This window comes from Methanomassiliicoccales archaeon, assembly GCA_014361295.1.
Taxonomy (GTDB): domain Archaea; phylum Thermoplasmatota; class Thermoplasmata; order Methanomassiliicoccales; family JACIVX01; genus JACIVX01.
On sequence record JACIVX010000001.1, the window covers coordinates 1688632 to 1711031 of the forward strand.

Consider the following 22400-nt stretch of genomic DNA (forward strand, 5'->3'; position numbering starts at 1 on the left):
TCCTTGCTGTCTTCGTCGAATTTGGAAATCATTAAGTGATATTTTGCTAATTGGGTACATCACATAGTCTGGGTCAGTCAATTTCCGATCTGCTCTGGGGGATCCTCTTGAGACCGGCAAAATCGATTGAAAGCGTGCTCGAGAATATCATTCGCAACGAAATGGATAAGACCCCTTCTCTCCAGAATGTTTTCATTATTTCGAAAACTGGATTGATGATCGCAGGAAAATCTCTCTCTCAGATCCCCTCAGAAACCTTTTCGGCGATGGCCGCTATCATATACTCATCAGCTGAATCTGCGAAAACCGAAAACTCAAAAGAAAAATTGGAGTATGTTGTCGCTGTATTTGAAAAGAAGAAATTGTTCATCACGGAGTTCAGCCCGAATCTTCTCATCGTGGCAACAGTAGATCGAAATATGGACGATCGTCGTGTTCTCGATGACCTCCAAAGAATTATCATCCGCGCGAAGGAGGAGCTCATCTGGTTAAGATAATCTAGATGATATGCTCCGAGATATTTTCTAAAATTCTGTCGCAATAGATGCAACGAAGGATTGGCGGATCCTTGCATTCAACAACAAATTCTGGCTCAACAGGCTCTGATAGGTTAGTGATGCAGTTTGGATTTCCGCATCGGACGATGCCTCTCACAACATCAGGCAGTCTGACCTTGTATTTTTCGGCGACGTTAAAATCGCGAATGATGTTGATCGTGGCTCTCGGAGAGATGAGCGCGATCTTATCGACTTCGCTCGGATCGAGTTCCCTGTCTTCAACCTTCACAACGTCCTTCCATCCAGCTTTTTTTGAAGGCACGTGCATGAGGACGCTGACTGTCGAGTGGATTTTCTCTCCGTCGACCCCTATGATCCTGAGAACCTTCAGTGCCATTCCACATTCGATGTGATCGATGACTGTACCATTTCTTATCGGCGTCACTCTAAAATCCTTCATCGACATCCACTCCTAACAAAAGAAGCAAAATCGCCATCCTTACTGGCACGCCGTTGAATGCCTGTTGAAAATACCTTGCATGCGGTGTATTGTCGACCTCTGGCGCGATTTCATCGACGCGTGGCAGAGGGTGCATGATAATGAGATCTTTCTTTGCTTCTCTCAGAATCGATTTATCGATTCTGTAAGAGCCAGCAACCTTGAGGTACTCACTCGGATCAGGAAAACGCTCTCTCTGGATTCTCGTAACGTAGAGGACATCCGCTTCTGCGATAACCTCCTCCAGTTTCGAAGCGAGTTTCGGCTTCTGACCCAATCGCTCAACTTCTTTTATCGTTTCTTTTGGCATCTGTAAGTTCTGAGGTGCAACAAGCCATAGATGCGCCCCAAAGAGCGCGAGTGCTTCGGCGAGGGAATGGGCAGTCCTTCCGTATTTGAGATCGCCGACCAACACGACATTCATTCCCTCGATCTTTCCCTTTTCTCTTCGAATTGTAAAAAGGTCAAGAATTGTTTGGGTTGGATGCTGACCTGCACCGTCTCCCCCATTGATAACGGGTTTTGAGGAGAAATGTGCGGCAAGTCTCGCCGCACCTTCATGCGGGTGTCGTAGCACGATTACATCTGCATAAGATTCAACCATGCGGATTGTATCGGCGAGCGTCTCTCCCTTTGCGACGGATGTCATCAACGGATAAGAAACGTCGAGCACCTCGCCGCCAAGCCTCACCATCGCGCTTTCGAATGATAGTCTCGTCCTCGTCGATGGCTCGAAAAAGAGATTAGCGAGAATGCGCCCTTCCAGTACTTTTGTCTTTTTCTCACCTTTTGCGTAAGGGATCATCCTTTCAGCAAGATCCATGATTTGCTCAATGCTCTCTTTCGACAAGTCGCGTATGGAAACGATGTCAGAATTCCTGAAAACGCTCATGTTCCTCGTTTCTGAATTATCGAAGTTCCTATATGACATCTTCGATATCGCTATCTTGTGCTTGAGAATTGTGGAGGAATCGTATGAAGGACAATGATCTGTGTTGCATGCGGATTAGTCGAATTTTGAAAGTGCTTCCTTGAGTTTTGAGTACCAGTTCTCGACACATTCTTCGAGCTTCCGTTTCAATTCCTTTCGATCGATCGCTGTGTAAAGATGATAGTATCCTCCCCTCTCAATTCCTTTAGTCTCTCTGTAACACATGCCACATGCGACGAGCTTTTGAAGCGCTCTGTAAACAGTGCTTCTTTCCTTTTCCAGTATTTCAGCTAGCTTATTGGCGCTCGAGGGACCGTGTTCTGATAATCTCTTGTAAACGAGTACCTCGAAGTCATTGAGATTGAATGCGCATTTGATAATATCTCGGCAAGTCGTAACCTCCGAGAGAAGCTTTTCGGGTATCATGTCTCTCCCCTAATCTGTAACTCGAAAGGCTTATAAGCAAGTGGTTATATATACTTGTTGCACAACCGTGCAAAACCGATTGAAAAATCCTGAGGAGAGTGTTTTATGAAAACGGAAATACTCGACTGCAGAGGCCTCATGTGCCCGATGCCGATCGTCAAACTGGCAAAGAAAATCAAGGAGGTGGGACCGGGTAGCCTCATCGAGCTTATCGCTGACGATGTTGGCTCGAAGGAAGATGTTCCAGCCTGGTGCAAGAGGACGGGAAATGAACTCGTTGAGATGAAGGAAGAAGGTGGAGTCTACCGTTATATCATTAAAAAGAAATAAGGTGAATGAAATGGATAAATTATTGATTATTGCAACACATGCCGAAGACAATCCAGAAAAGGCAACGCTGCCCTTTGTTGTCGCGGTGACGGCACTCGCATCTGAGATGCAACCAGTTGTCGCACTCCAATCGATGGGCGTGTATCTTGCGAAGAAAGGCTATGCGAAAATGGTTCATGAATCGAGTTTTCCACCAGTTGACGAATTGATTGATTCATATTTGAGCAGTGGTGGAAAACTCCTTGTCTGTTCGCCATGCATGAAGAAAAGAGGCATCGAACCGAGTGATTTGATTGAGGGGGCAGTTGTTGTGAACGCACCGACCCTTGTAAAAGAAATCGGCGAAGCCAAGGCGGTTCTAACCTACTAGTGGAGTGCATCAGGGGGAAACGAATGGCGGAAGCAAAAAGATTATCAATTGTCGTTTCAGAAGGAACCTTTGATAAGGCGATGATGTCGGTCATACTGGCCAATACCGCGGCAAGCATGGGCATGGAAGTTCATGTCTTCTATACATTTTTCGGTTTAAAACTCCTCAAGAAAGGGGCAAATCCGAAATTACCTGGTATTTACAGGCTTTTTACTGGTGTCTTCAGAAAGCGCATGGCGAAAATTGGAATCGAGGACTTTTCAAATCAGCTTAAAATGGCCATCGATTTGGGGGTCAATGTCTATGCTTGCAGCACGACCATGAACCTCATGCAGGTTAAGAAGGAAGATATGATCGATGGCGTTAAGGTGCTTGGAGCTGCCGCGTTCCTGAACATCGCCGCGGACTCGGATATACAGTTGTTCATTGGATAGTGATACGATGCCATCGATTCTTTTCATACTACTGAAATCGCCATTCGAGTATCACTCATTGGAATACCTCGATAAGATCGCTGGCAATGAAAAGAGAGCTGCTGTTCTCTTTGAGGATGCGGTGTACTTCGCCGTCGATAAAAGAAAGAGTAAAGAGCTTCTTGATCTCGTTGGCAAAGCGTACGTAATTGCGGACGATCTACATGCTAGAGGATTTAGTGATCAACTTGCGGAAGGATACGAGGTCATTGATTATCCGACCGTTGTTGATCTCATCATGGAAGAGTACGACCAAACAATCACTATATGATCGAGAATCTGGATGGAGGCGTTTTGATGACAAAGACACTGACGATTCATATCAGATCTGGAACGATGATGAATATGGATGCCAACGTCATGGTGAAAATCGCTGAGGCAGCGATCAGCAAGGGGTACAAAGTTAACATTTTTGGATACGGCGAAGGGGTTATGACGATCAAAGAAGGACAGGACCCAAAACGATTTCCCAACATTGGAAAGATCCTTCACGATCTCGCTGAAAAGGGAGTGACGATTGCCGTTTGCGAAACTTGCTGCGCAGCTCGCGGCATCAAAAGAGGTGAGGAGATCAAAGGTTCGAAGATCGGAAGCCTCACGAACGACCTTTCGAAATTTGTTGCGGAAAGTGATCGAATGATCACGCTAGCGAGGTGAATCGATGGCTGAAAGTATCGCTGTGCTGATTACAAAGCCACCCTACGGCACGGAAGATGCCTTCGCGGGTCTTCGACTTGCTCTCGCAATGATCGCAAGTGGCATCATTGAAAAGACATCGATCATATTGATTGGTGACGGAACGCTAAACGCCGTCGCGTCTCAGAAACCAGCTGCAATTGAAATGCCTTCGAATCTCGAGGCGATCCAGGATGTCCTCGATTTTGATGCCCCTGTTTACTGTGTCCAAGAAGATCTTTTTGAAAGGGTTGGTGAGATCGAGACGATGGCGGGCGTTAAAATGGTGACATGGGAAGAAGCGCGCTCGATTATTTCGGAACACCAACTCGTCACGACGTTCTGAGATTTCACTCTCTTACTTCTTTACCATCTTTTCCTTTTTTTTTCGCATCCGGAAACAATTGTTTTAATTGCCCGGATTCTCATTCGCTGAATATGATCGAGGTGATTTCCAGGGGAGGACCTGGAAGGATTGTCAAATGGTCCCGCGGAGAAACGAGACTTGAAATGCCTAACATCCTTTTCTTTTCATCCGAAGTTCATCCTGCACCATCTTTCGCTCAATTAATCGTAAGAATTAATGAGGAGGGTCGGCGCGAAATCATCGATTCAAGCAATCGGCGGTTGATTGAGTTTCCGCCAGAGGACTACATTAAGCCGTCGCTATCCTGGCTCTCAGTGAACGGTGATGGCTTTTCACGGGCGTCCGAAGACACCGCGATCGTGCGTGCTGCACCTAATCAAATCACTGAATGTTGTATGGGAATCGAGAACTCAAGCGCAGAAATCATTTCGTTGGAAGGCGCGTTTGAACTGAGAAGAAATGCGAGATTGCTTGTTGAGAGCATCGTTAGGTTGAGGGAAGCGATCGGACCAAGCAAGCTGATTTACCTACCGGGGATTATGGATCCGAGCAATCTCGCGATTCTTGTTTATCTCGGAGTCGATCTATTTGACTCCTCTTTCCTTATTTACAGTAGTCAGCTCGGGCGTTTGTGTCTTCCTGAGGGATCACTATCTGCTGATCAGGCGTCTTGGTTGCATCCAGGCGACACGCGCGAGCCCATTACGAAATTCAATCTGGAATCTGCGTGGAAAGAGCTTCAACTTGTAAAACTCATGATGAAACAGGGTCGCTTAAGGGAATTTGTCGAACTTCGCGCTAATGTCAATCCCTGGGCTGTAGCGGTCCTTCGGATTCTTGACCTTGAGTTCTATGATTATCAGGAGAAATACACGCCAGTGATCGGTCAGAGAATTTTCTGTAATTCGAAAGAATCGCTTTACAGACCTGACGTCTGGCGGCATCGACGAAGAATTCTCGAGCGCTATAAGCCACCTTCGAACAAAAGAGTTCTTCTCCTGCTCCCTTGCTCAGCTAAGAAGCCGTATTCCTTTTCTCGGACACATCGAATTTTTGAGAATATTATCACCTCGATCGAAAACTGGCGAGTCGTGCATCAGGTGATTGTGACCTCACCTCTTGGTCTCGTTCCAAGGGAACTCGAATTGTTCTATCCGGCCGCTCATTATGATGTGCCGGTAACTGGACATTGGGATATGGAGGAGAGGTCGATGGTGGTCGAAATGATCAAGTCGCTTGCTACACATAATTATGTGGCAATCGTGTGTCATCTGGGTGAAGGGATGGATTTTATCAGCGAGAATATCGACTGCCTCGACACCTCCATTGGTAGCCCAACATCGAAGGAATCGCTTGAGAATCTGAGGGAGGAACTGACGAGGATTTGCAATGGCCTGCCAAATGTGAGCAAAGATGAAGATCGCCTCTGTGAAATGAAATCGATTGCGCGGTTTCAATTTGGAGAAGGTGGAGAGATTCTCCTTGATGGATGTGAAGTACGGGGAAAATATCCTTATCTCAAGATTATGGAAGGGGATAAACAGGTTGCCATTCTCACCCCAGAAAGAGGAATGCTCTCTTTAACATTGAGAGGCGCTGAAAAGATTCTGCCCATAAGAAGAAACTGGGTCGAGATCGAGGATTTTGTATTGAAGGGAAATCTTTTCGTCGCTGGGATCAGGGATGCGGATAAGAGTTTAAGAATTGGCGATGAAGCAGTTGTTTTAAGGGATGGGTCGCTAAAGGCAGTCGGCATTGCCTCGATGTGCGGAGAGGAGATGGTACGATGCAAGCGTGGCGAAGCTGTGAAGGTCAGGCATTTGGCTCCAGATTAGTAGATCTGTCTATTCGTATTTGAACCACTTTCGGTGACCTCTCTCGGCATTCTTTTTAAAGGCAAGGGTCAATTGATCGTAACAAATAGGAAGTGTCCCGATGACGGAAGCAGACATTCAACATTACGATTGGGAAGAAATCTACAAATTGTTTGGTGTATCCAGTTTGCTATATGACGAAATTCACGATGAGCAACCATCCCTCAGTGGGGGGAAATCAAGGCCTCCTTCCCCCCCACCGTTTTCCCCTTGATGAATATCTATCCGCACGAATCTGATTCCATGTGGGACTCGAATTTTAATAAAATAGAATTCTAGCTATCTCGAACCAGGATCAAGGTGGCTTTTCACGGTTTCCAATCAATTGCCCTATCGATCTCCACACGCCAATATTTTGATCATTTAATGGAACATTGATCTCATTCGAATCAAAAATTTAATAGCATGAATTAACGATTGCTAATATGCAAAGCGAGTCTGATCCTTGTTGATCACTTGTATTTCGCCATGCTCCCTCCGGATAATCTGGATTGGACACGGGTCGATTTGCTTGATCGGCCCGGCTTTGCAATCTTTCTCCTCCGATTTCAATATGAATAAGAAATCCGACAGTTCTACTGTCCCATCGTGAGAGGATTTGCCCAAATTATTGAGTTTATAAATGGAGATTTGAGTTTAAGTAATCTCAGAATCCGTTACGAAAGACCGATGAGGTGCGCTGAGGTTCTTTGAAACGCACGTTATGTGGTTCCCCGCCTGTCCCCCAGTTCTGTTTCTGCGTTATTGTGGTGGAATGATTTTAAACAAAGTGCAGGTGCCGGGATTTGAACCCGGGCCGTTGGCTATCCTCAACCGGTCGATACCGGTTATGGAAGGCCAAAATCCTAACCAGACTAGATCACACCTGCGTGTGCCTTCATTTCTCCTTAACAACGATCGGTTTTAAATTTTTAGCGGTCGATGTCTGGACGTCAAAAATCATTAAGCTATTCAAAAAACTCAAGGTCGTTCTTCAATTTCACATGCGTTTCCCATCAAAAATGATTCGAAGGGGTGTCTGACACACCCCTTCACAGGAGATCACGGCGAAGCCAGAACGATTTCTTCAAGATCGAGTTTTGCCGTCTCTGGTAGACTTTCAGTCATACTCATCGCAACAAGGAGAAGATCATCGATGAATCCCCATATTTCTCTTGCATCGATACCCGATAATTCCATTTCCTGTGCCAATCTCTTTAGGTCGCCGATAGTATGATTACGCATCCAGTCAACAACACTTGGGTCAAATTCCGACGAATTTTCGTTCAAGTGATCTCCTGTCAATTCTGCATCCCATCCCTTAAGAGGTTTTAGATTTGTCCGACTTTTGTCAGACAAATATCGTTATGCGATCACCTATACTTAAGGTTTTTGCACCTTGAAATACACAATATGTAGACGCGCCAAAATATCGATAATCGCGGCATCTGGTTTCTTTTGGTTTTTCTAATCCCGTTCGAATTCCACTTGCTCTTATTGAATCAGAGTAAAAGGGCGATTCATTGATGGGCTACTTGCGGCTGTCTGGTCAAAAGCTTTTTGAAGTTGGATGGGCATTAAAGCAATGTTTGGTGATGGGATGGGATATTTTCAATCATTGTTCGATGCGGAGCTCAAAACGCTGAGGAAAGCGAGAAAACTTATTGAAGATGCCAATTCCCGATTAAGTACTGGCAAAGTTGATTCCGCGAAATCCGAATTGAATAGAGTTAGGGATATGATTCTTCAGGAAATCCCGAATGTGAAAAAGTACGCAAAAGAATTCTCGGACGTGTTGGTTATTCTATCTGAGAATTATCTGAAGTTTGGTTTACCTGAAGAGGCGGTGAGGGTTGCCGACAAGGCCGTAACCTTAACTCCTAACTCTGTGAGCGCAATAATCTGCAAAGCAAAATCACTTGCTGCCATCGGCTCAGTGGAAGAGGCTTTGTTGATCCTTGACAAAATCATTGTCCAAGACCCGAGCAACAAAGGTGCATGGGCGGAAAAAGGCAGAATTCTTGACGGTAGTGGCAGGGTATCGGAGGCACTCCATTGCTATGAGAAGATCGTCGAAATCGATCCCAACGACATTTCCTATTATGATATTATCATCACCAAAACACCAGACAAGATACTTTGGCTGAGGAAAAAAGGAGAAACTCTCGTGCGAAATGAAAAAGCTGAAGAAGCCCTCAAGGTATTCGACGACGCCCTTTCCTTGTCTCCTGGAAATCTGGATGTTCTTCTCGCCAAAGGAAATGCGCTTGTCGTCCTCAACCGGTATAACGATGCGGCAATGGTGTACGACGAAGTGCTCCTCAAAGATCCGCGCAATTTCACCGCACATCTTAACAAGGCGCGTTCTCATAGAGAGAAAGGTGAAGTAGATGATGCCCTCAAACACTATCGTGAAGCGCTCAGATCCGATCCATCTCATAAACAAACCTGGCTTGAAGCAGGGACGATGCTCGAGCACCTCGGTAAATTCGAAGAAGCATTGAAATCATACAATCGAGCGCTAGAAATTGATAATAATTATCTTCCAGCTCTCGAAGGAAAATGCAGCATTCTGAGGAAACTCGGCAAAGATGCAGAACTCGCTGAATGCTGTTCGAAGTTGCTTGAACTGAGTCCTGATAGCATTCAGTGGATTGTTACAAAGGCAGAAGCTCAGATGAAAATTGGCCAGGTGGAGGAGGCTTTGAGAACGGTATCGAGTGCGCTCGAGCGTTTTCCTCGAGAGCCTGATTTGCTTGAGAAGAAAAGAGTCGCGCTCTATGCCCTGAACAAGTACGATGATCTGATCGGCGTATGCAACGAAATCCTTTCATTGCATCCTGATAATGTTGATGCCTTGCACGATCAGGGTTTTGCTTATTACAAAACTGGAAAATTCTATGAAGCTATCAAGGTTCTTGAAAAGGCATCGAAAATACAGCCAGATCGTGAGAGCACTTTTGTTATTCTCAAAGAATGCTTTAAGCACCTTGAAAGGGACAAGGAAGTTCTAGAGGCATGCGATAACATCATTAGAATCAACCCCAAGAACAAATTTGCCCTCATGGACAAAGCAATTGCGCTTGACAGGCTCAATAAGAAAATTGATGCCGTCGAAATGTACAAAAGAGTTCTTGATGTCGATCCGACTGAGGAAGAAGCGCTCAAGAATATATCGATCGCCCTTTTCACACTGAGGCGTTATGATGAGGCACTTGAATGGTCCTCGGCTGGTGCAACCTCTTATCCATCAAATAAAATCTTCTGGCGTGTGCGAGGCGATAGTCTCTATGCGCTCGGAAGATTCGATGAAGCGGCAGAAGCGTTCACAAAGGGCATTGACATCGATCCTCAGGACAGCAAACTCTGGTATTCAAAGGGCCTTGCTCTTGAAAGTGCCAAGAGATTTGAGGAAGCTCTTGCGTGTTATGAAAAAACACTCGCACTCGATCCAGATGACAAAAATGCATGGATAAGCAAGGGCGTCACGCTTGAATGGCTTGAGAGGTATCCCGAGGCGCTCTCATCGTACGACGTCGCGATCAGCCTCGACGCCGATAACCGATTTGTGCACATACGCCGGGGCTACGTCCTCGCGAAGATGAACAGACATGACGAAGCCGTCGCCGCGTTTGACCGTGCGCTCGATATCACACCGAAGGATCTTGAAGTCCTCGAGGCGAAGAAACACTCCCTCAAAGCACTCGAAAAATATAATGAGGTCATCGGAGTTTGCGATCTGATCATCAAGCTTGATTCCCGCAACAAGAATGCATGGTTCGACAGAGGCGTTGCATGTCACCGCATTGGCGATCTCGCCGAGGCAATCAAATCATTTGACAGGGCGCTCGAGATTGACCCATATGATCTGAGTATTCTGGAACATAAAAAGTCGACGGTCATCGCAAGTGGCGATCAAAATGAAATTCTCAATGTGACAGAGCGTATTCTTCAGATCGATCCGAGGAATAAGCTCGCGCTGATTGATAAAGGAATCGCGCTCGAAAAAATTGGTCGTCTTGAAGAAGCTGTTGAAAATTATGATAAAGCGATTCAGATTGACAACACGGACAAAGTCGCATTTTACCACAAAGGTCTCGCGCTCACGGAGCTAGGGAGATACAGAGAAGCTGTGGAGGCGTTTGACCGGGCTTTCAAATTGGATCCGACCGATCCATACGCGCTCGATAATAAGGGAAGGGCGCTCCTTCTCATGCATAACTTCATCGATGCACTTCGGGTCTTTGAGCAGTGTATTAAGATGTCCCCTTCAAATGCGAGATTCCACACTGATAAGGGAAGGGCGCTTGCATCGCTTGATAGACTCGGGGAGGCGATTGAGGCATTTGACCATGCCCTTCAGCTTGATCCATCAGATGCGCAAGCCTGGAAATACAAGGGTGGTGTCCTTTTCAGGATGGGGGAGTATGAAGAGGCAGCTAATTGCTATTCGAAGGCGATCGAACTCGGTGTTGAGGACGCCGCTGTCTATCGTTTCAGGGGAAAAGCTCTCGAAAAGCTAAATCGGCTGGAAGAAGCCTTGGAAAGCTATCAGAAATCTATTGCCATGGATGCCAACGCCCCCTCCGTCTGGTTAAGTCTGGCCACTGTGCAGATGAAATTGGGTGATCTCACGGCCGCCTCTGGAAGCATCGACCGTTCTATTGACCTCGACCCAAACGACAAGGAAGCGTGGCTTGTTCGGGCAGAGATTATGCAGAAATTGGAGAGTACGGATGAAGCGATCAAATCGTACGATAAAGCGATAGGCATTGATCCGAAAGAAAAGGTCGCGTGGACTGGAAAGGGTTCCGTTTTGTTGCGTCTCGAAAAATACGAACAGGCCAAACGCGCTTTTGAGAAAGCCCTCGAACTCGATCGAAATTACGAGTTGGCGAGGGAAGGATTGAAGGTCGCAGAGGCGAAACTCAAGGAAAAGGAGATCGCTGTGCATGCTGAGAAACTTCTCGAGTACGAATATCGGGCGGGAAAGAAGGTCACGAGGGAGGAAGCTTTTCGTGAAGCCGGCGTGCCATTTTCCTATCTGGATGATGTGATGCGGTATCTCGATCAGAAGGAAAGCGTCAACATTAATTTACTTACAGACGAAGAGTTCGATGAATATGAACGACTCTCGCGCTCGATAATACTGGCGGCGTACCGAAATCCCAACGTCGGAAGATACGGATTGCGCTTATGCGATGTCTTTATGAACATGCCTGAAAGAGATATTAGGAAGGCCAAGAGAGTGTTAGCATACATCGAGGCGGTCAATGAAATTGACTTCTCCAATGCGACGGCAGACGAGCGTTCCGATCGTTTCATTCGCGCGGCACTGAATTTACCTGAAGAGCAGCGTTCGGCGATTGGTCTCATGGAAAACCTTGGTTTGGGAATTTATAACGCAAGAAAACTTGTCGGCATTCTCCGATCATTGAAGACAGAGGCGTACAAGACGCCGACGGTGCGGGTTAAGGAAATACCTGAGCGCGTACGGCTCGTCGACATCGAAAGGGAAGAGAAGTCTAAGGCATCGGATGTCAGGAGAGAAAGCGCGCAGAAACTCTCGGTTCGAAGGGAACAAGATCTCTATTCGAGGTTGTACAAGGAGACAAGAACGGTCGAAGTGTCGCCTCAAGCAGAGGAACTCAAAGGGCGTCGATGTTTGTTCCACGGAAACCAGGCAGTGATGAGATGCGCCTCATGCGGCACGCTGTTGTGCGCAGACTGCGTTGCAAAATCGAATTATTGTCCGAGATGTGGCACGCCGATTGAAAAGAAAGGTGTGAAGACAGAGGAGAAACCGGAAGCGCCGAAAGAAGTGAAAGTGGCCAAGGAAAAAGTGGATCAGAGCGAAGACGATAAGGGATCAAGGGACTGGACGCGGCTCTGATTGCACAGGATTTTATGACAAATGATGATTAATAAGATGTCACGTCAGCTTTCATAATTTCCCTGAGAAGGGCCGTGGCGTAACAACCGCGGTCGAGAGAAAATGAGATCAATACCTCATCGTTCTCAACAGAATATTTTAAATTCTTCATTCTGGCAAGGAGCTCCCTTCTGCTGCCTCTCGAGCTACACTGGGGCAACTCTGGGACAACGAAATCCTTCTTTGCGATCCCCTCGCTTTCAATGATTTCCCTTTCAATCGCTCCCATCTCGCCTTCCGCGAACTCACTCTCAGAACCGAACAGAACGCCGCTGACAAATGCCTTCTCCTCAGCAACTCTCTTCTCAGCGAAATCGATGTTTTCCTTTGTTACGAGAACATAGTGATCGTGATCTGGCAATCCTTTTGCATCAGCCGGCAGAATAACATCGCCGAGTATTGGCCGGTTGAGTGGAAATTCTCTTTTGATTCTTTCGCTGAGTATCTTGTTAAAAAGATACGATTGATATGCATGGACAAACATCATTTGGAGATTTTCTGGAAGCGATCGAATCGCACCGGCGTAATCGCCAGGATGTTTGACAAGATGTGAAATGACGGCTCTTTCGAAGAGAAGTTTTTTCGGAAAGACTCTAAGTGCAGTTTCGAAATCTCTTGTTTCCTCGAGGTTTTTGCGGGCTTCTTTCACCTCCTCACTCTCGTAATCTGTGGGATTTGCCACATAAGTCATGACTGCCCTTTCAAAATCACCCTTGATGATATACTTGCCGACGTGATGGGTAACGGGTCTGATCACGCCGAAACGCTGGATTCCGAAAAAATTGGGGAAACCGCCAGATCGCTCCAAAATCGTAAGAGTTTCCTTCAGGATCTTTCCGAGTTCTTCATCGCGATATAGACACTCCCTGATTCTGATCTTGAAAGAATTGCCAATGAGGTCCCCGATCGTGATCGGTTTTCGAGCGCGATACGCATCGGTGATAACAACCTGGTGCATATACAAAGAAGTGACATTTTCAATCGGAGCCTCAAAAGACATCAGCTGTGTAGTGACAGCTCTCTTGTCCTTCGTTCCTGCAAAGCCTATCTTATTCCTGCTAATCCTCAAGCTCTTTGCAAGTTGCCTTACGAGTCGATTCATCTCCCAGTTTATTGAGGTCACTTTTGCAATCGTATAGCGACCGTTTTCATCTTTTTCTGGAAAATCCGAAATTTCCTCCACAACAAAATCTTCTGGATCCTTTCTCAACTTGCCACCGATGCCCGGCGTATCGGTGAAAAAGACCTCTATCCCGAGCTCCTTTTCTCTAGCGTGGCTTGGAATGTGATCCATGACCTACTTCAATTCCTTTTCGAGTTTTTCTCTTGCTTCTTTAAACTGGTTTGCGAGTGATTTCGATGCGCGTTTAAGAGCGGTCTGAGGTTTACCGTTCTTCACCTTCACATAAAGCACTGGAGAGTCAAGTTCCGGATGGCCAGTCGTAAATTTCACTTCGGCGACACCCTCATCAAGCAAGAGTTCGCTGACGAGTGGAGAAATTAATGTCATATCAGCGTCCTTGATACGGATCTTGATGGAATCTTTGTCTTTTTCGATGAGTTCAAGTTCCATGGCCGCTCCTATCTTACTTCTCTTTATAAAGCTTTTGATAGCCCGATCATTCTTCAATTTTCTTCAACTGGCGTTTGTACATTTCCGCAAGCTCGACACTCGTCGTCGCCTCCCGTGGGTCTTTGTCCGAACGGAATCGGCCGGTAAATCTCGGAAATCTGATCGCAAAGCCAGCATCTTTTTTGATGAGGGAATACGAGCAAGTGTGGGTTGGACTCAATGTAATTTCTGAGCCGAGGACTTCCATGACGATGGCGGGTTCGAACCAGTAGTCCGCTTCTAACTTGGATCTGACTTTCGGATGGATTATTTGCAGTTTGTACGGCTCAAGCATGGACGGTAAGGCTGCGAGTGTGGCATCATCGAAACCGCTTCCCAGCTTACAAACTGTTTCGAATGTATCTTCCTTATCATTGTACGTCGCCATGAGGAGCGCTCCGTAGACTCCCTTTCTCCTTCCTCTTCCAGCGAAGGCACCGACGACAACAAGATCAACAGTATCCGACATCTCCGACCTGTACTCCTTTTTGTATTTGATCCAGAGGAAGCCGCGTGCACCTGCGCGGTAAATCGAATCCTCACCGATCGATTTTGCCATAAGTCCCTCGCAGCCATCCTTCAAAGCCTCTTCAAAAAATCGCTCGACATCCTCGACTCGATCAAGTATCTTGATTTCTGATAGTCTGACATCCTCTGACGGTTTGATGCATTTCTCCAGCGCCTTTCTTCTTTCTAAAAAAGGAGATTCGGTCAGGTCAACGCCATCAAGATAAAGGCAGTCGAAGAGGAACGTCCGAACGGGGTAGTCCTCGATGGCGACTGAGAGATCATATTTTCTGCCTCTCCTGTGTGAGACCTCCTGGAAAGGCAGCATTTCCCCTGTATTGATATCAACTGGAACACATTCCCCCTCGATGATCGCATCCTTGGACGCGAAAGCTTCTCGCAATGCGTTCACGACATCAGGAAATTGATCAGTGATATCTTCGAGGCGACGCGAGAAAAGTCTAATTCTCTTTTGTGAATCAATATGCGCCTGGACTCGTACGCCATCATATTTATATTCGAATGCACAACGCCCCCCCATTTTTTCAAGGATTTCTTCTGGTGATGACAGACGCTCGGCAAGCATCGCCCTGATAGGATTTCCGACAGAAACGCCTATTTTTCGCAGTGCTTCGACCCCTTCCCTGCAGAGAATTTCGCCAACGAGGCCGAGGTCGGATGTGATATTGAATGCCCTTTCGATGACATCCTTCTCCTCCTTCCCTGCGAAGGCTTGCGCAAGTGCGTCGAGAACGGTCATGTCAGCTACACCAAGTCTCATTTTGCCCGTTACGATCCTTGCAATGTATTTCGATTCAACAGGTGTTGCGTCATGGAGGATATCTGCGAGCATCTTGATCTTCAAATCCTGCGACCCGCTGCCCTCCGCTTCAGCAATTTTTCTGAGATTGTCATAGACCCTTTCCAGCGTCAGGGGTGTAGAAAAAAGAGTTGTCTGTTTTTTTCCCTGGAAAACTTTCTGAGCCACATTGCCAGGATCACCCTCTTTGAGGAGAAGATTCTGAATCATCTGCTCCTTGACGCCGGATGTGAAGCTGATCGCCTTCAATAGAAGCTTGTCGGCGATCCCAAGTTTCTGAGGATAAAAATCAGGGTACAGTTGTCCCTGTGTTAGATAAATGATCTTCCTTAATGAAAAGCAATCCGCTTCTTTGAAGAAGTTAGCAAGAATGTCAGTCATCTCGAGTCTGCTCGTTGTAGACTCAAGTGCTTCGTAAACTCTAACGAGCTCTCTGTAGAGCATGCCTTACCAATCAGAGTTTGAGTATATAATTCATGAAGATCGACTTGACGACAAAAAAATGCATTCGCGTTCTTTCGAAATTAGAAAATCTCAAAGGAAGTCAAAGACCGTTTTCTGCCCACTTTCCTTTTGATTCCTTTTCTGTTCCGTTGGCTCGTCTTTTTCTTTCTCTTCTGCAAAGCGTTCCCCATTCTGAAGTTCCTTGCTGATTTGGAATAATCGCCGTCTCATCGCCTTTTCTTTTCTTTGGCTTGTGAAAAAGTAAGCATCATCTCTCGTCCCCCTCGTCTTCAAAATAACAACCCGGCCAGGCCTCTGTCTCCCCGTTCTCCCCCTTCGCTGTATGCTCCGGATTTCGGAGGGCACGGGCTCATAAAAAATGACAAGATCGGTTGAGGCAACGTCGAGACCTTCCTCGCCGACTGAGGTCGCAACGATCACATTAAAATCTCCTTTTCTGAATCTCTCCAGAACTTCCACCTGCTCTTTCTGCTTGAGTCCCTTTTCCTCTCCTCTTTCCGCCTGGCCTACGAGTTTCGCGACCCTCGCACCTTCGATCTTTGAAAGTTTGCTCGCGACAAGTTCACATGTATCTCGATAATGAGTGAACACGATCGTTCTGGATTCGGGGTGTGCGATGATCTGATTCGACACGATGCTCATAACCTTTGATAGTTTTGGATGTTCCATTTTTGTTCTTCTAAGAATATCTTCGATTCTTTCGAACTCATCTGATTGCACGATCGATCTCGATGCCCTCGATCCGTTTTCCGACATCGCTTCAGATCTCATACGTTCTAGATAATTAGTCAGTGCGGTTGCTCCCTGTGTTTCTGCGAGCTCGAGTGCGTGGTTGATTTTTAACGCCATTGCCTGAACGCTCAACCCTCTGTATAATTGACTTCTTTTTTCTCCGGAGTTGAGCCTTTCCTGAATTGTCTCTCCTATCTCTAGAAGATATTTTCTTGTCACGGGGCGTTTTTCATCGATCAGTCCGAGGGTGATCAAATCCCGGACGCATGAATCAAACATCGCTCTCAGGATTTTTGTGATCCTTTTCATTTCATCAGGAATGTCGACTTCGACGATTTGCATCTCGACATCCTGCATATATGGGGCGACATCTGGGTCACTTTCGGATCGAACTTCTACTCGCTGGATACCGAGATTTCTGCACACCTCTCCGATTTTCGCCCCGCTGCTTCCAGGCGAGGCTGTCATTCCCATGACCAACCTACCGTATTCCTTGAACTCTTCAGCAATTCTTACGTAAGCGTAATTCCCAACCGCCCGATGAGCCTCGTCAAAAACGATCAATTGAACATCCCGCAGGTTGATCCTTTCATATCTCAGATCATTTGCGATGACCTGGGGGGTTGAAACAATGACATCATTCTCGAGCCAGCAAACTTCTCGCTCCGCTGGATCAATTTCGCCCGTCAGGCAGACGACCCTTTTCCCCACGAGATTTTCCCTTAGAAATGACGCATGTTGTTCCACAAGGGGTTTCGTCGGCGCCAAAACGAGCGCTTTTCCGCCCTTTCTGTACAGGACCTCAGCTATCACGCGTAACGCAATAACTGTCTTCCCCATCCCCGTCGGGAGAACGATCAGTGTCGAGGATTCCAGGCATGCTCTTGAAAGAGAGGCCTGATAAGCTCTGTCCTCGATCTTGTTTGGTTTGATGAGGGGATGCTGAACGAACACATGATCAAATCATCTGAATTATAAAAGAAGATTTTGGAAGGAATGGTAAAAGTGTTTGGTGTTCGCCGAATCGAATGTCTCAGTTAGTGACATCCGCCGCCGCACGAATCGCAGCCATTGAGATTTGGATTGTGAATGATCAAGCCAGAACCCTGAGGCGTTTCAATATAGTCGATCTTGCAACCTTCGAGTAGTTCTTGGGTTTCCTCATCGTAATAGAAGGAGAAACCTTCCTGCTTGTCCTCGATGTCGCCTTCGTTCTTCTTTTCTTGAAATGCCATTCCAAATTGGGGGCCAGAGCATCCGATTCCTGCGATGTAAATCCTAATTCCATATCCTTTCTTATCATTCTTTTCGATGATATCATTCAGGAACTTCGTCGCTTCTTCAGTGATGTATACCATAGATATTACACCTTGCGACTTTGACAAACAAGCAACTATTTAATTTCTTTCCCTCACAGCTTAGCGCACAACTTGCTACAATTTTCAAAATATTGATGTTTTAATCGCAAAATCAGAAAAGGTTAAGTCAGGAAAGTCCTCTCTTGACTTCGCATGGGGCCTGACAAATTTCTTTCCCTGTCGTTTCGCTCATTTCAGAAGCACGATCTACCAGTGCTCGCCAAGATCAGTAGGGATAACATGGCTCATATTATTCGATCTGCCTGGGGTGTTGAATGGAAAGATGAGCTGCTCTTCGACACATTATGTGACGAGGACGCACAGACGGAAATACTTGAGATCGACGGCAAGATCATCGGATACTACTGCATTTTCATTGAGGATAAGAGAGTTTTCATCGCTTCGATACAGGTAGCTAGGGCATATCAACATCGTGGTTACGGTGCGGCTATGATTAAAAGGATTGAGGCAATTGCCTCACACTTAAACGCAGAACGAGTGGAACTATGGGTTCAATCAAACAATGAAGAAGCAATCGGATTTTATGAACACATGGGATTCAGGATTGTAGCAAGACAACGGAATAATCTACTGATGAGAAAATTTGTTCAGCCATTGATCAGAAGAGGGCACCGACAATTTGGAAGGGATTTCAATGGGAGAGCACCTGCTTGAAATGGCAAAAGCCCTCATACTCATCAAGAATGGTCAAATTATTGTTTTAAGGGATCCGCTTATCAAGTCCTGCCCACTGAGAAAAGAACTCTATGGATGCGAGGAAGAAAGCAAGGAAACTGTCGAGAGAGTGTTGAGGAAACATATGGATGAATATGGAATGTACGGACCTGAGAGAGTGCTCGAATCTCACGAGAAGCCAGTATCATTCGGTGCGTCAGAAATAGTGATGGATGCGATGCTGGAAGGTCTTGTCGATGCCGCTGTGGTCGTCTGCGAAGGTGCAGGGACGGTTGTTGTTGATAAGCCAAAGGTCCTGCAGGCGATTGGCGCGCACATGACTGGTTTGATAGCCACCGACCCGATTCCAGAGATCATTAATAAGCTGAGGGAGAAAGGGTGTTTCGTTATAGATGAACGATGCACCATCGATCAGGTCCGGGGATTTAGGAAGGCCGTAGAACTCGGATTCAAAAAAATTGTCGTAACGATCACGGGCGAAAGGGCTGATGATGCAAGGCTCCTCAGGAAAATGGGAGAACAGCTTGGCGTGAGACCCATCGTCTTCGCTGTGCATAATACGGGTATAGGAGAAAATGAAGCGAGGACGCTTGCGCAATATGCGGATATCGTATGGGGGTGTGCTTCGCGTTACGTAAGAGAAATCGTTGGAAAGTCATCGAAGATACAGATAGGAGTGGCAATACCTGTTTTTGCCGTCTCTGACATCGGAAAGAGGTTAGTACTCAATCGTGCATATCACTTCGAGGATGGCCTCATCATCCACAGAGCGTCGTTGCCCTTCGAATATGAAAATCGTCGGCCAGAGCCGCTTTTATGAACAGCCTTTTTTAAATGATCGTCAACATGAAAAATATGCCTCTGATCTCTGATATTTCGAATACTCTCGGATATCTGTGATAATATGTAAGTAGGTCGATCTTTCATTACTGTTTTGAATGTTATGGGAATCCCTCTTAGATACGGAAAGAAAGAAATTGTGGTTGAGATCCCAGAGAGAAATATCATATGGGAACTTTCGCCCAATGATTTGCCTGCGGTTGATGATGAACGCAAAGCCGTTGCAGATGCAGTCTCAAATCCGATCAACAGTGAAAGACTAAGCAACATGGTCAAACCACATATGAATGTCGTGATTATCGCGGATGATTTCACGCGCTCGACACCAAAGAAAATTATCTTACCAGTGATTCTTGATGAGCTCAATCGCGCCGGCGTTAGTGATGAGAAGATCACAGTTCTTATCGGCTTGGGTACTCACCGATATATGACTGGAGAGGAGATTGTTAAGAACTTCGGAAGCGAGGTCGTTTCGAGGGTCAAGGTCCTCAATCATGAATGGATGGATCCTCAAAATCTCGTGTATGTTGGCACGACCACAAATGGAACCCCCGTAACGGTTAATCGAATTGCGTATGAGGCGGATTTTCTCATCGGTGTTGGGAGTATTGTTCCCCATTGCTGGGCGGGGTTTTCGGGCGGGGCGAAAATTGTTCAGCCAGGTATTTGCGGTCCTGAGACAACGGCTGCAACCCATCACTTGATTTTCGACGATGATGATAGGGTACTCGATTACGCTGGTATGCGTGGGAATAAGGTGATGGAGGAGATGCGCGCTGTTGCATTGAAGGCAGGGTTGCGCTTCATCGTCAACGCTGTCATCAACAGCAATGGGCAGCTTGTCAGAGTTGTTGCTGGCGATCCGATTGCTGCCCACGACGCAGGAATCGAAGTTTCCAGGCGCATTTTCGTGAGAGAGGTTGGGAAGAGGGCGGATATCGTTATCGTCGAAGCATATCCGGCTGATCTTGATATGTGGCAGGCTGCGAAGCCGCTTTCGTATTCGAGACGGGTCGTCAAGGATGGGGGGACTGTAATTTTCCTCACGGCAGCGCCCGATGGCATCTCACCGACGCATCCATTCCTTGCCGAAAAAGGTCAATATTCATATCAGGAGCTTAAGCAAATGATGAGATGCGATCTTGTCGATGACAAAGTCGCAGGCTCGCTTCTCATGCTCATAAAGAAAGGAGTGGAAGGTGTCAATGTCCTCGTCGTCTCGGATGGGTTGACGAAGGAAATGAAGTGGAAGATGGATATGGGACATGCCGACTCGATGGAGGATGCCTTGAACTTGGCTTTGGAAAAGCATGGGAGTGATGCCACGGTGGGCATCATTCATCACGGTGGTGATTTGTTACCCGTTTTAAAAGAAAGAGGTAGGGTCTCATGAAAGCAAAGGCGATAAAGATTAACGAAAAAGACAACGTCGCAACGGCGCTGACTGAGATTAAATCAGGCGAGACGGTTGTGGTTAAGGGGGAGAAAGAGGAGAAGATTAAAGTCGTTCAGGACATTCCTTTCGGGCACAAGTTCGCAGTCACGCATATTCCCAAAGGATCAGAGGTTATCAAATACGGGGGGGTCATTGGGAGGGCAACTTCAAGCATAAAAAAGGGAGAACATGTACATGTTCATAACATCGAAAGCATGCGAGGTCGAGGGGATCTTTCGAAGGTGGATGTTGTAGGTTGAAGGCGCGTGACAAAGGACTTTTTTCTCGGCTACGAACGAAAAAAATGGTATCGGGACAAGGAACCATGTTGCGTTTTTGCCTTCCGTCGTCTGCGCGAATGAAGTCGGAAGAGGATATGGAGGAAAGAGTCAAAGGTACTCGCGCATTCCTGCATCATCAGAGATGCATTCAGATGGGAAAAGATCTTGAGCAAACAACAGGGCACTTCTCGGATTTGGGCTTAATCCGAACTGCCATTCGGTTCTTGTGGTCAGTCTGGGATGCGAGGTGATCGATGCTCAGAGGTTGGCTGATGAGCTCGCACAAGGGGGAAGACTGTCGAACTTATCAAGATTCAGGAAACAGGCGGAACTGTCAAAAGCATTGAAAAGGGGTAAGGATTGCGAGGAATATGGTGAAGGATGCATCGGCTGAACACCGTAAAGAATTCTCGGCATCTGAACTCACGATCGGGATCAAGTGTGGTGCATCCGATACAACGTCCGGAATCGTATCGAATCCGGCGACTGGTGTTGCTGCAGACAGGATCATCGGGTGTGGTGGACGCGTTATTTTTGGCGAAACAACAGAGATCATCGGTGCGGAGCACATCCTTGGGAAAAGAGCGGCGAACAAGAAAGTCTCTGACAGTCTCTATGAAATCGTGTCGAGAATGGAGAAAGAAGGAAACAGAATGAGAGTAAATATCCGCGGGTCTCAACCACGCCTGAAAACATCAGAAGAGGACTTTCGAGCATCGAGGAGAAATCGCTTGGTGCATTACATAAGGCAGGCAGTACGTCATTGGTCGACGTGATTGAATACGCCGAGTGACCTAAGAAGAAGGGCTTGATTTCAATGGATTCCCCAGGACGTGAGATCGAGGTTGTTTCTGGCTTTATGGCAAGGGGGTGCTCAGGTGGTCGTGTTCTCAACGAGTCTCGATGCCCCCCATTCGGTCTTCCCGTTGAACCGATGACGAAAGTGACAGGCAATCCAAGGACTGCGTCGGAGAGAGAAGACGACATCGATGTTGATGCTTTCGATGTCATCGAAGTCGCTGGGATCATAGAGACTGCCGGCAAGAGTATCTACGATGAAATCCTTGCTGCGGTTTCAGGAAAACTCGTTGAGGCGGAGATATTTGGCTACAGCTTTGTCGATATCTGGAGAATCGGGCTAATACTATGAAACTTATTTCTCCCCTGCCTTGATAATTAGTCATGAAACGGAGAACCGATTTTTCGAACTGTCTGGTTAAACAGAAGATGTTCCGAAACTCTCTCTTTATCGGAATTTTGATCGTTGATTTGCCGTGCTCCTTTTTGGCATAACACGATAA

The 22400-nt window shown here is 46.6% G+C and carries 24 protein-coding genes, 1 tRNA gene and 1 pseudogene; 16 read left to right on the plus strand and 10 right to left on the minus strand.

Annotated features, from left to right (window positions below):
- Positions 1–107 precede the first annotated feature (107 nt).
- A complete protein-coding gene (locus H5T41_08425) occupies positions 108–497 on the plus strand; it encodes a roadblock/LC7 domain-containing protein (protein ID MBC7108790.1) in 390 nt (129 codons plus the stop codon).
- Between the two features lies 1 nt (position 498).
- Here the strand turns inward: H5T41_08425 and H5T41_08430 are convergent, their stop codons facing one another.
- From H5T41_08430 to H5T41_08440, 3 genes are all read right to left on the minus strand, one after another.
- A complete protein-coding gene (locus tag H5T41_08430) occupies positions 499–963 on the minus strand; it encodes an aspartate carbamoyltransferase regulatory subunit (protein ID MBC7108791.1) in 465 nt (154 codons plus the stop codon).
- Positions 944–1888 carry an aspartate carbamoyltransferase gene (gene pyrB, locus H5T41_08435; GenBank protein ID MBC7108792.1) on the minus strand — a complete coding sequence of 315 codons (945 nt, stop codon included), beginning with the start codon at positions 1886–1888 and terminating at the stop codon, positions 944–946. Before pyrB ends, H5T41_08430 begins: the two co-directional genes overlap by 20 nt.
- A 114-nt stretch (positions 1889–2002) precedes the next feature.
- Positions 2003–2353, minus strand: coding sequence for a TrmB family transcriptional regulator (locus H5T41_08440; protein MBC7108793.1), 351 nt, complete (start codon positions 2351–2353; stop codon positions 2003–2005).
- Between the two features lie 105 nt (positions 2354–2458).
- Here H5T41_08440 and H5T41_08445 point away from each other — a divergent pair, with 105 nt between their 5' ends.
- The 7 genes from H5T41_08445 (at position 2459) to H5T41_08475 (ending at position 6403) form a co-directional block, all read left to right on the plus strand.
- Positions 2459–2683: a sulfurtransferase TusA family protein gene (locus H5T41_08445; protein MBC7108794.1), complete on the plus strand. Its 225-nt coding sequence runs from the start codon at positions 2459–2461 to the stop codon at positions 2681–2683.
- A 10-nt stretch (positions 2684–2693) separates the two neighbouring features.
- Positions 2694–3053 carry a DsrE family protein gene (locus tag H5T41_08450; GenBank protein ID MBC7108795.1) on the plus strand — a complete coding sequence of 120 codons (360 nt, stop codon included), beginning with the start codon at positions 2694–2696 and terminating at the stop codon, positions 3051–3053.
- 23 nt (positions 3054–3076) lie between these two features.
- Positions 3077–3487, plus strand: a complete 411-nt coding sequence (locus H5T41_08455; GenBank protein MBC7108796.1) for a DsrE/DsrF/DrsH-like family protein — start codon at positions 3077–3079, stop codon at positions 3485–3487.
- 7 nt (positions 3488–3494) lie between these two features.
- On the plus strand, positions 3495–3797 hold the full coding sequence (gene dsrH / locus H5T41_08460) for a sulfurtransferase complex subunit TusB (GenBank protein ID MBC7108797.1): 303 nt from the start codon (positions 3495–3497) through the stop codon (positions 3795–3797).
- 26 nt (positions 3798–3823) lie between these two features.
- Positions 3824–4183 carry a DsrE family protein gene (locus H5T41_08465; protein ID MBC7108798.1) on the plus strand — a complete coding sequence of 120 codons (360 nt, stop codon included), beginning with the start codon at positions 3824–3826 and terminating at the stop codon, positions 4181–4183.
- 4 nt (positions 4184–4187) lie between these two features.
- Complete coding sequence (locus H5T41_08470; protein ID MBC7108799.1) at positions 4188–4547, plus strand: DsrE family protein; 360 nt, start codon at positions 4188–4190, stop codon at positions 4545–4547.
- 92 nt (positions 4548–4639) lie between these two features.
- Complete coding sequence (locus H5T41_08475; GenBank protein ID MBC7108800.1) at positions 4640–6403, plus strand: DUF5591 domain-containing protein; 1764 nt, start codon at positions 4640–4642, stop codon at positions 6401–6403.
- An 809-nt stretch (positions 6404–7212) separates the two neighbouring features.
- Here the strand turns inward: H5T41_08475 and H5T41_08480 are convergent.
- Positions 7213–7311 (minus strand) — tRNA-Gly (locus H5T41_08480).
- A 172-nt stretch (positions 7312–7483) separates the two neighbouring features.
- On the minus strand, positions 7484–7711 hold the full coding sequence (locus H5T41_08485) for a hypothetical protein (GenBank protein ID MBC7108801.1): 228 nt from the start codon (positions 7709–7711) through the stop codon (positions 7484–7486).
- Between the two features lie 280 nt (positions 7712–7991).
- Here H5T41_08485 and H5T41_08490 point away from each other — a divergent pair, with 280 nt between their 5' ends.
- Positions 7992–12314, plus strand: a complete 4323-nt coding sequence (locus H5T41_08490; GenBank protein ID MBC7108802.1) for a tetratricopeptide repeat protein — start codon at positions 7992–7994, stop codon at positions 12312–12314.
- Between the two features lie 28 nt (positions 12315–12342).
- Here H5T41_08490 and truD read toward each other — a convergent pair whose 3' ends face one another.
- From truD to H5T41_08515, 5 genes are all read right to left on the minus strand, one after another.
- A complete protein-coding gene (gene truD, locus H5T41_08495; protein ID MBC7108803.1) occupies positions 12343–13647 on the minus strand; it encodes a tRNA pseudouridine(13) synthase TruD in 1305 nt (434 codons plus the stop codon).
- Positions 13648–13650: 3 nt separating this feature from the next.
- A complete protein-coding gene (locus H5T41_08500; protein MBC7108804.1) occupies positions 13651–13926 on the minus strand; it encodes a DNA-directed RNA polymerase subunit L in 276 nt (91 codons plus the stop codon).
- A 46-nt stretch (positions 13927–13972) separates the two neighbouring features.
- Positions 13973–15736: an ATP-dependent DNA ligase gene (locus tag H5T41_08505; GenBank protein ID MBC7108805.1), complete on the minus strand. Its 1764-nt coding sequence runs from the start codon at positions 15734–15736 to the stop codon at positions 13973–13975.
- Positions 15737–15826: 90 nt separating this feature from the next.
- Complete coding sequence (locus tag H5T41_08510; GenBank protein ID MBC7108806.1) at positions 15827–17443, minus strand: DEAD/DEAH box helicase; 1617 nt, start codon at positions 17441–17443, stop codon at positions 15827–15829.
- A gap of 83 nt (positions 17444–17526) precedes the next feature.
- Entirely contained in the window at positions 17527–17847 is a 321-nt protein-coding gene (locus H5T41_08515; protein MBC7108807.1) for an iron-sulfur cluster assembly accessory protein, read from the minus strand.
- A 153-nt stretch (positions 17848–18000) separates the two neighbouring features.
- On the opposite strand from H5T41_08515, the gene H5T41_08520 reads away from it, so the two are divergent.
- The 7 genes and pseudogenes from H5T41_08520 (at position 18001) to H5T41_08550 (ending at position 22249) form a co-directional block, all read left to right on the plus strand.
- Positions 18001–18522 (plus strand): GNAT family N-acetyltransferase, encoded by a 522-nt coding sequence (locus H5T41_08520; GenBank protein ID MBC7108808.1) that lies wholly within the window; start codon positions 18001–18003, stop codon positions 18520–18522.
- Positions 18503–19363 carry a DUF2099 family protein gene (locus tag H5T41_08525; GenBank protein MBC7108809.1) on the plus strand — a complete coding sequence of 287 codons (861 nt, stop codon included), beginning with the start codon at positions 18503–18505 and terminating at the stop codon, positions 19361–19363. The genes H5T41_08520 and H5T41_08525 overlap by 20 nt, the downstream gene beginning before the upstream one ends.
- Positions 19364–19486: 123 nt before the next feature.
- Positions 19487–20776, plus strand: coding sequence for a nickel-dependent lactate racemase (larA, locus tag H5T41_08530; protein ID MBC7108810.1), 1290 nt, complete (start codon positions 19487–19489; stop codon positions 20774–20776).
- A complete protein-coding gene (locus H5T41_08535; protein MBC7108811.1) occupies positions 20773–21078 on the plus strand; it encodes a UxaA family hydrolase in 306 nt (101 codons plus the stop codon). The genes larA and H5T41_08535 overlap by 4 nt, the downstream gene beginning before the upstream one ends.
- A 199-nt stretch (positions 21079–21277) precedes the next feature.
- Positions 21278–21493 (plus strand): annotated as a pseudogene (locus tag H5T41_08540) (UxaA family hydrolase).
- Entirely contained in the window at positions 21474–21875 is a 402-nt protein-coding gene (locus H5T41_08545; protein MBC7108812.1) for a UxaA family hydrolase, read from the plus strand. The pseudogene H5T41_08540 and the gene H5T41_08545 overlap by 20 nt, the downstream one beginning before the upstream one ends.
- Before the next feature lie 32 nt (positions 21876–21907).
- Positions 21908–22249: a UxaA family hydrolase gene (locus H5T41_08550; GenBank protein MBC7108813.1), complete on the plus strand. Its 342-nt coding sequence runs from the start codon at positions 21908–21910 to the stop codon at positions 22247–22249.
- Positions 22250–22400: the final 151 nt, after the last annotated feature.

Coding starts and splice junctions, on each gene's coding strand:
- H5T41_08465 (MBC7108798.1), top strand. CDS start 3,824: ATGACAAAGACACTGACGATTCATATCAGATCTGGAACGATGATGAAT.
- truD (MBC7108803.1), bottom strand. CDS start 13,647: ATGGATCACATTCCAAGCCACGCTAGAGAAAAGGAGCTCGGGATAGAG.
- H5T41_08505 (MBC7108805.1), bottom strand. CDS start 15,736: ATGCTCTACAGAGAGCTCGTTAGAGTTTACGAAGCACTTGAGTCTACA.
- H5T41_08470 (MBC7108799.1), top strand. CDS start 4,188: ATGGCTGAAAGTATCGCTGTGCTGATTACAAAGCCACCCTACGGCACG.
- dsrH (MBC7108797.1), top strand. CDS start 3,495: ATGCCATCGATTCTTTTCATACTACTGAAATCGCCATTCGAGTATCAC.
- H5T41_08490 (MBC7108802.1), top strand. CDS start 7,992: ATGGGCATTAAAGCAATGTTTGGTGATGGGATGGGATATTTTCAATCA.
- H5T41_08455 (MBC7108796.1), top strand. CDS start 3,077: ATGGCGGAAGCAAAAAGATTATCAATTGTCGTTTCAGAAGGAACCTTT.
- H5T41_08430 (MBC7108791.1), bottom strand. CDS start 963: ATGTCGATGAAGGATTTTAGAGTGACGCCGATAAGAAATGGTACAGTC.
- H5T41_08445 (MBC7108794.1), top strand. CDS start 2,459: ATGAAAACGGAAATACTCGACTGCAGAGGCCTCATGTGCCCGATGCCG.
- H5T41_08525 (MBC7108809.1), top strand. CDS start 18,503: ATGGGAGAGCACCTGCTTGAAATGGCAAAAGCCCTCATACTCATCAAG.
- H5T41_08475 (MBC7108800.1), top strand. CDS start 4,640: ATGATCGAGGTGATTTCCAGGGGAGGACCTGGAAGGATTGTCAAATGG.
- larA (MBC7108810.1), top strand. CDS start 19,487: ATGGGAATCCCTCTTAGATACGGAAAGAAAGAAATTGTGGTTGAGATC.
- H5T41_08500 (MBC7108804.1), bottom strand. CDS start 13,926: ATGGAACTTGAACTCATCGAAAAAGACAAAGATTCCATCAAGATCCGT.
- H5T41_08515 (MBC7108807.1), bottom strand. CDS start 17,847: ATGGTATACATCACTGAAGAAGCGACGAAGTTCCTGAATGATATCATC.
- H5T41_08440 (MBC7108793.1), bottom strand. CDS start 2,353: ATGATACCCGAAAAGCTTCTCTCGGAGGTTACGACTTGCCGAGATATT.
- pyrB (MBC7108792.1), bottom strand. CDS start 1,888: ATGAGCGTTTTCAGGAATTCTGACATCGTTTCCATACGCGACTTGTCG.
- H5T41_08450 (MBC7108795.1), top strand. CDS start 2,694: ATGGATAAATTATTGATTATTGCAACACATGCCGAAGACAATCCAGAA.
- H5T41_08520 (MBC7108808.1), top strand. CDS start 18,001: ATGGGGCCTGACAAATTTCTTTCCCTGTCGTTTCGCTCATTTCAGAAG.
- H5T41_08535 (MBC7108811.1), top strand. CDS start 20,773: ATGAAAGCAAAGGCGATAAAGATTAACGAAAAAGACAACGTCGCAACG.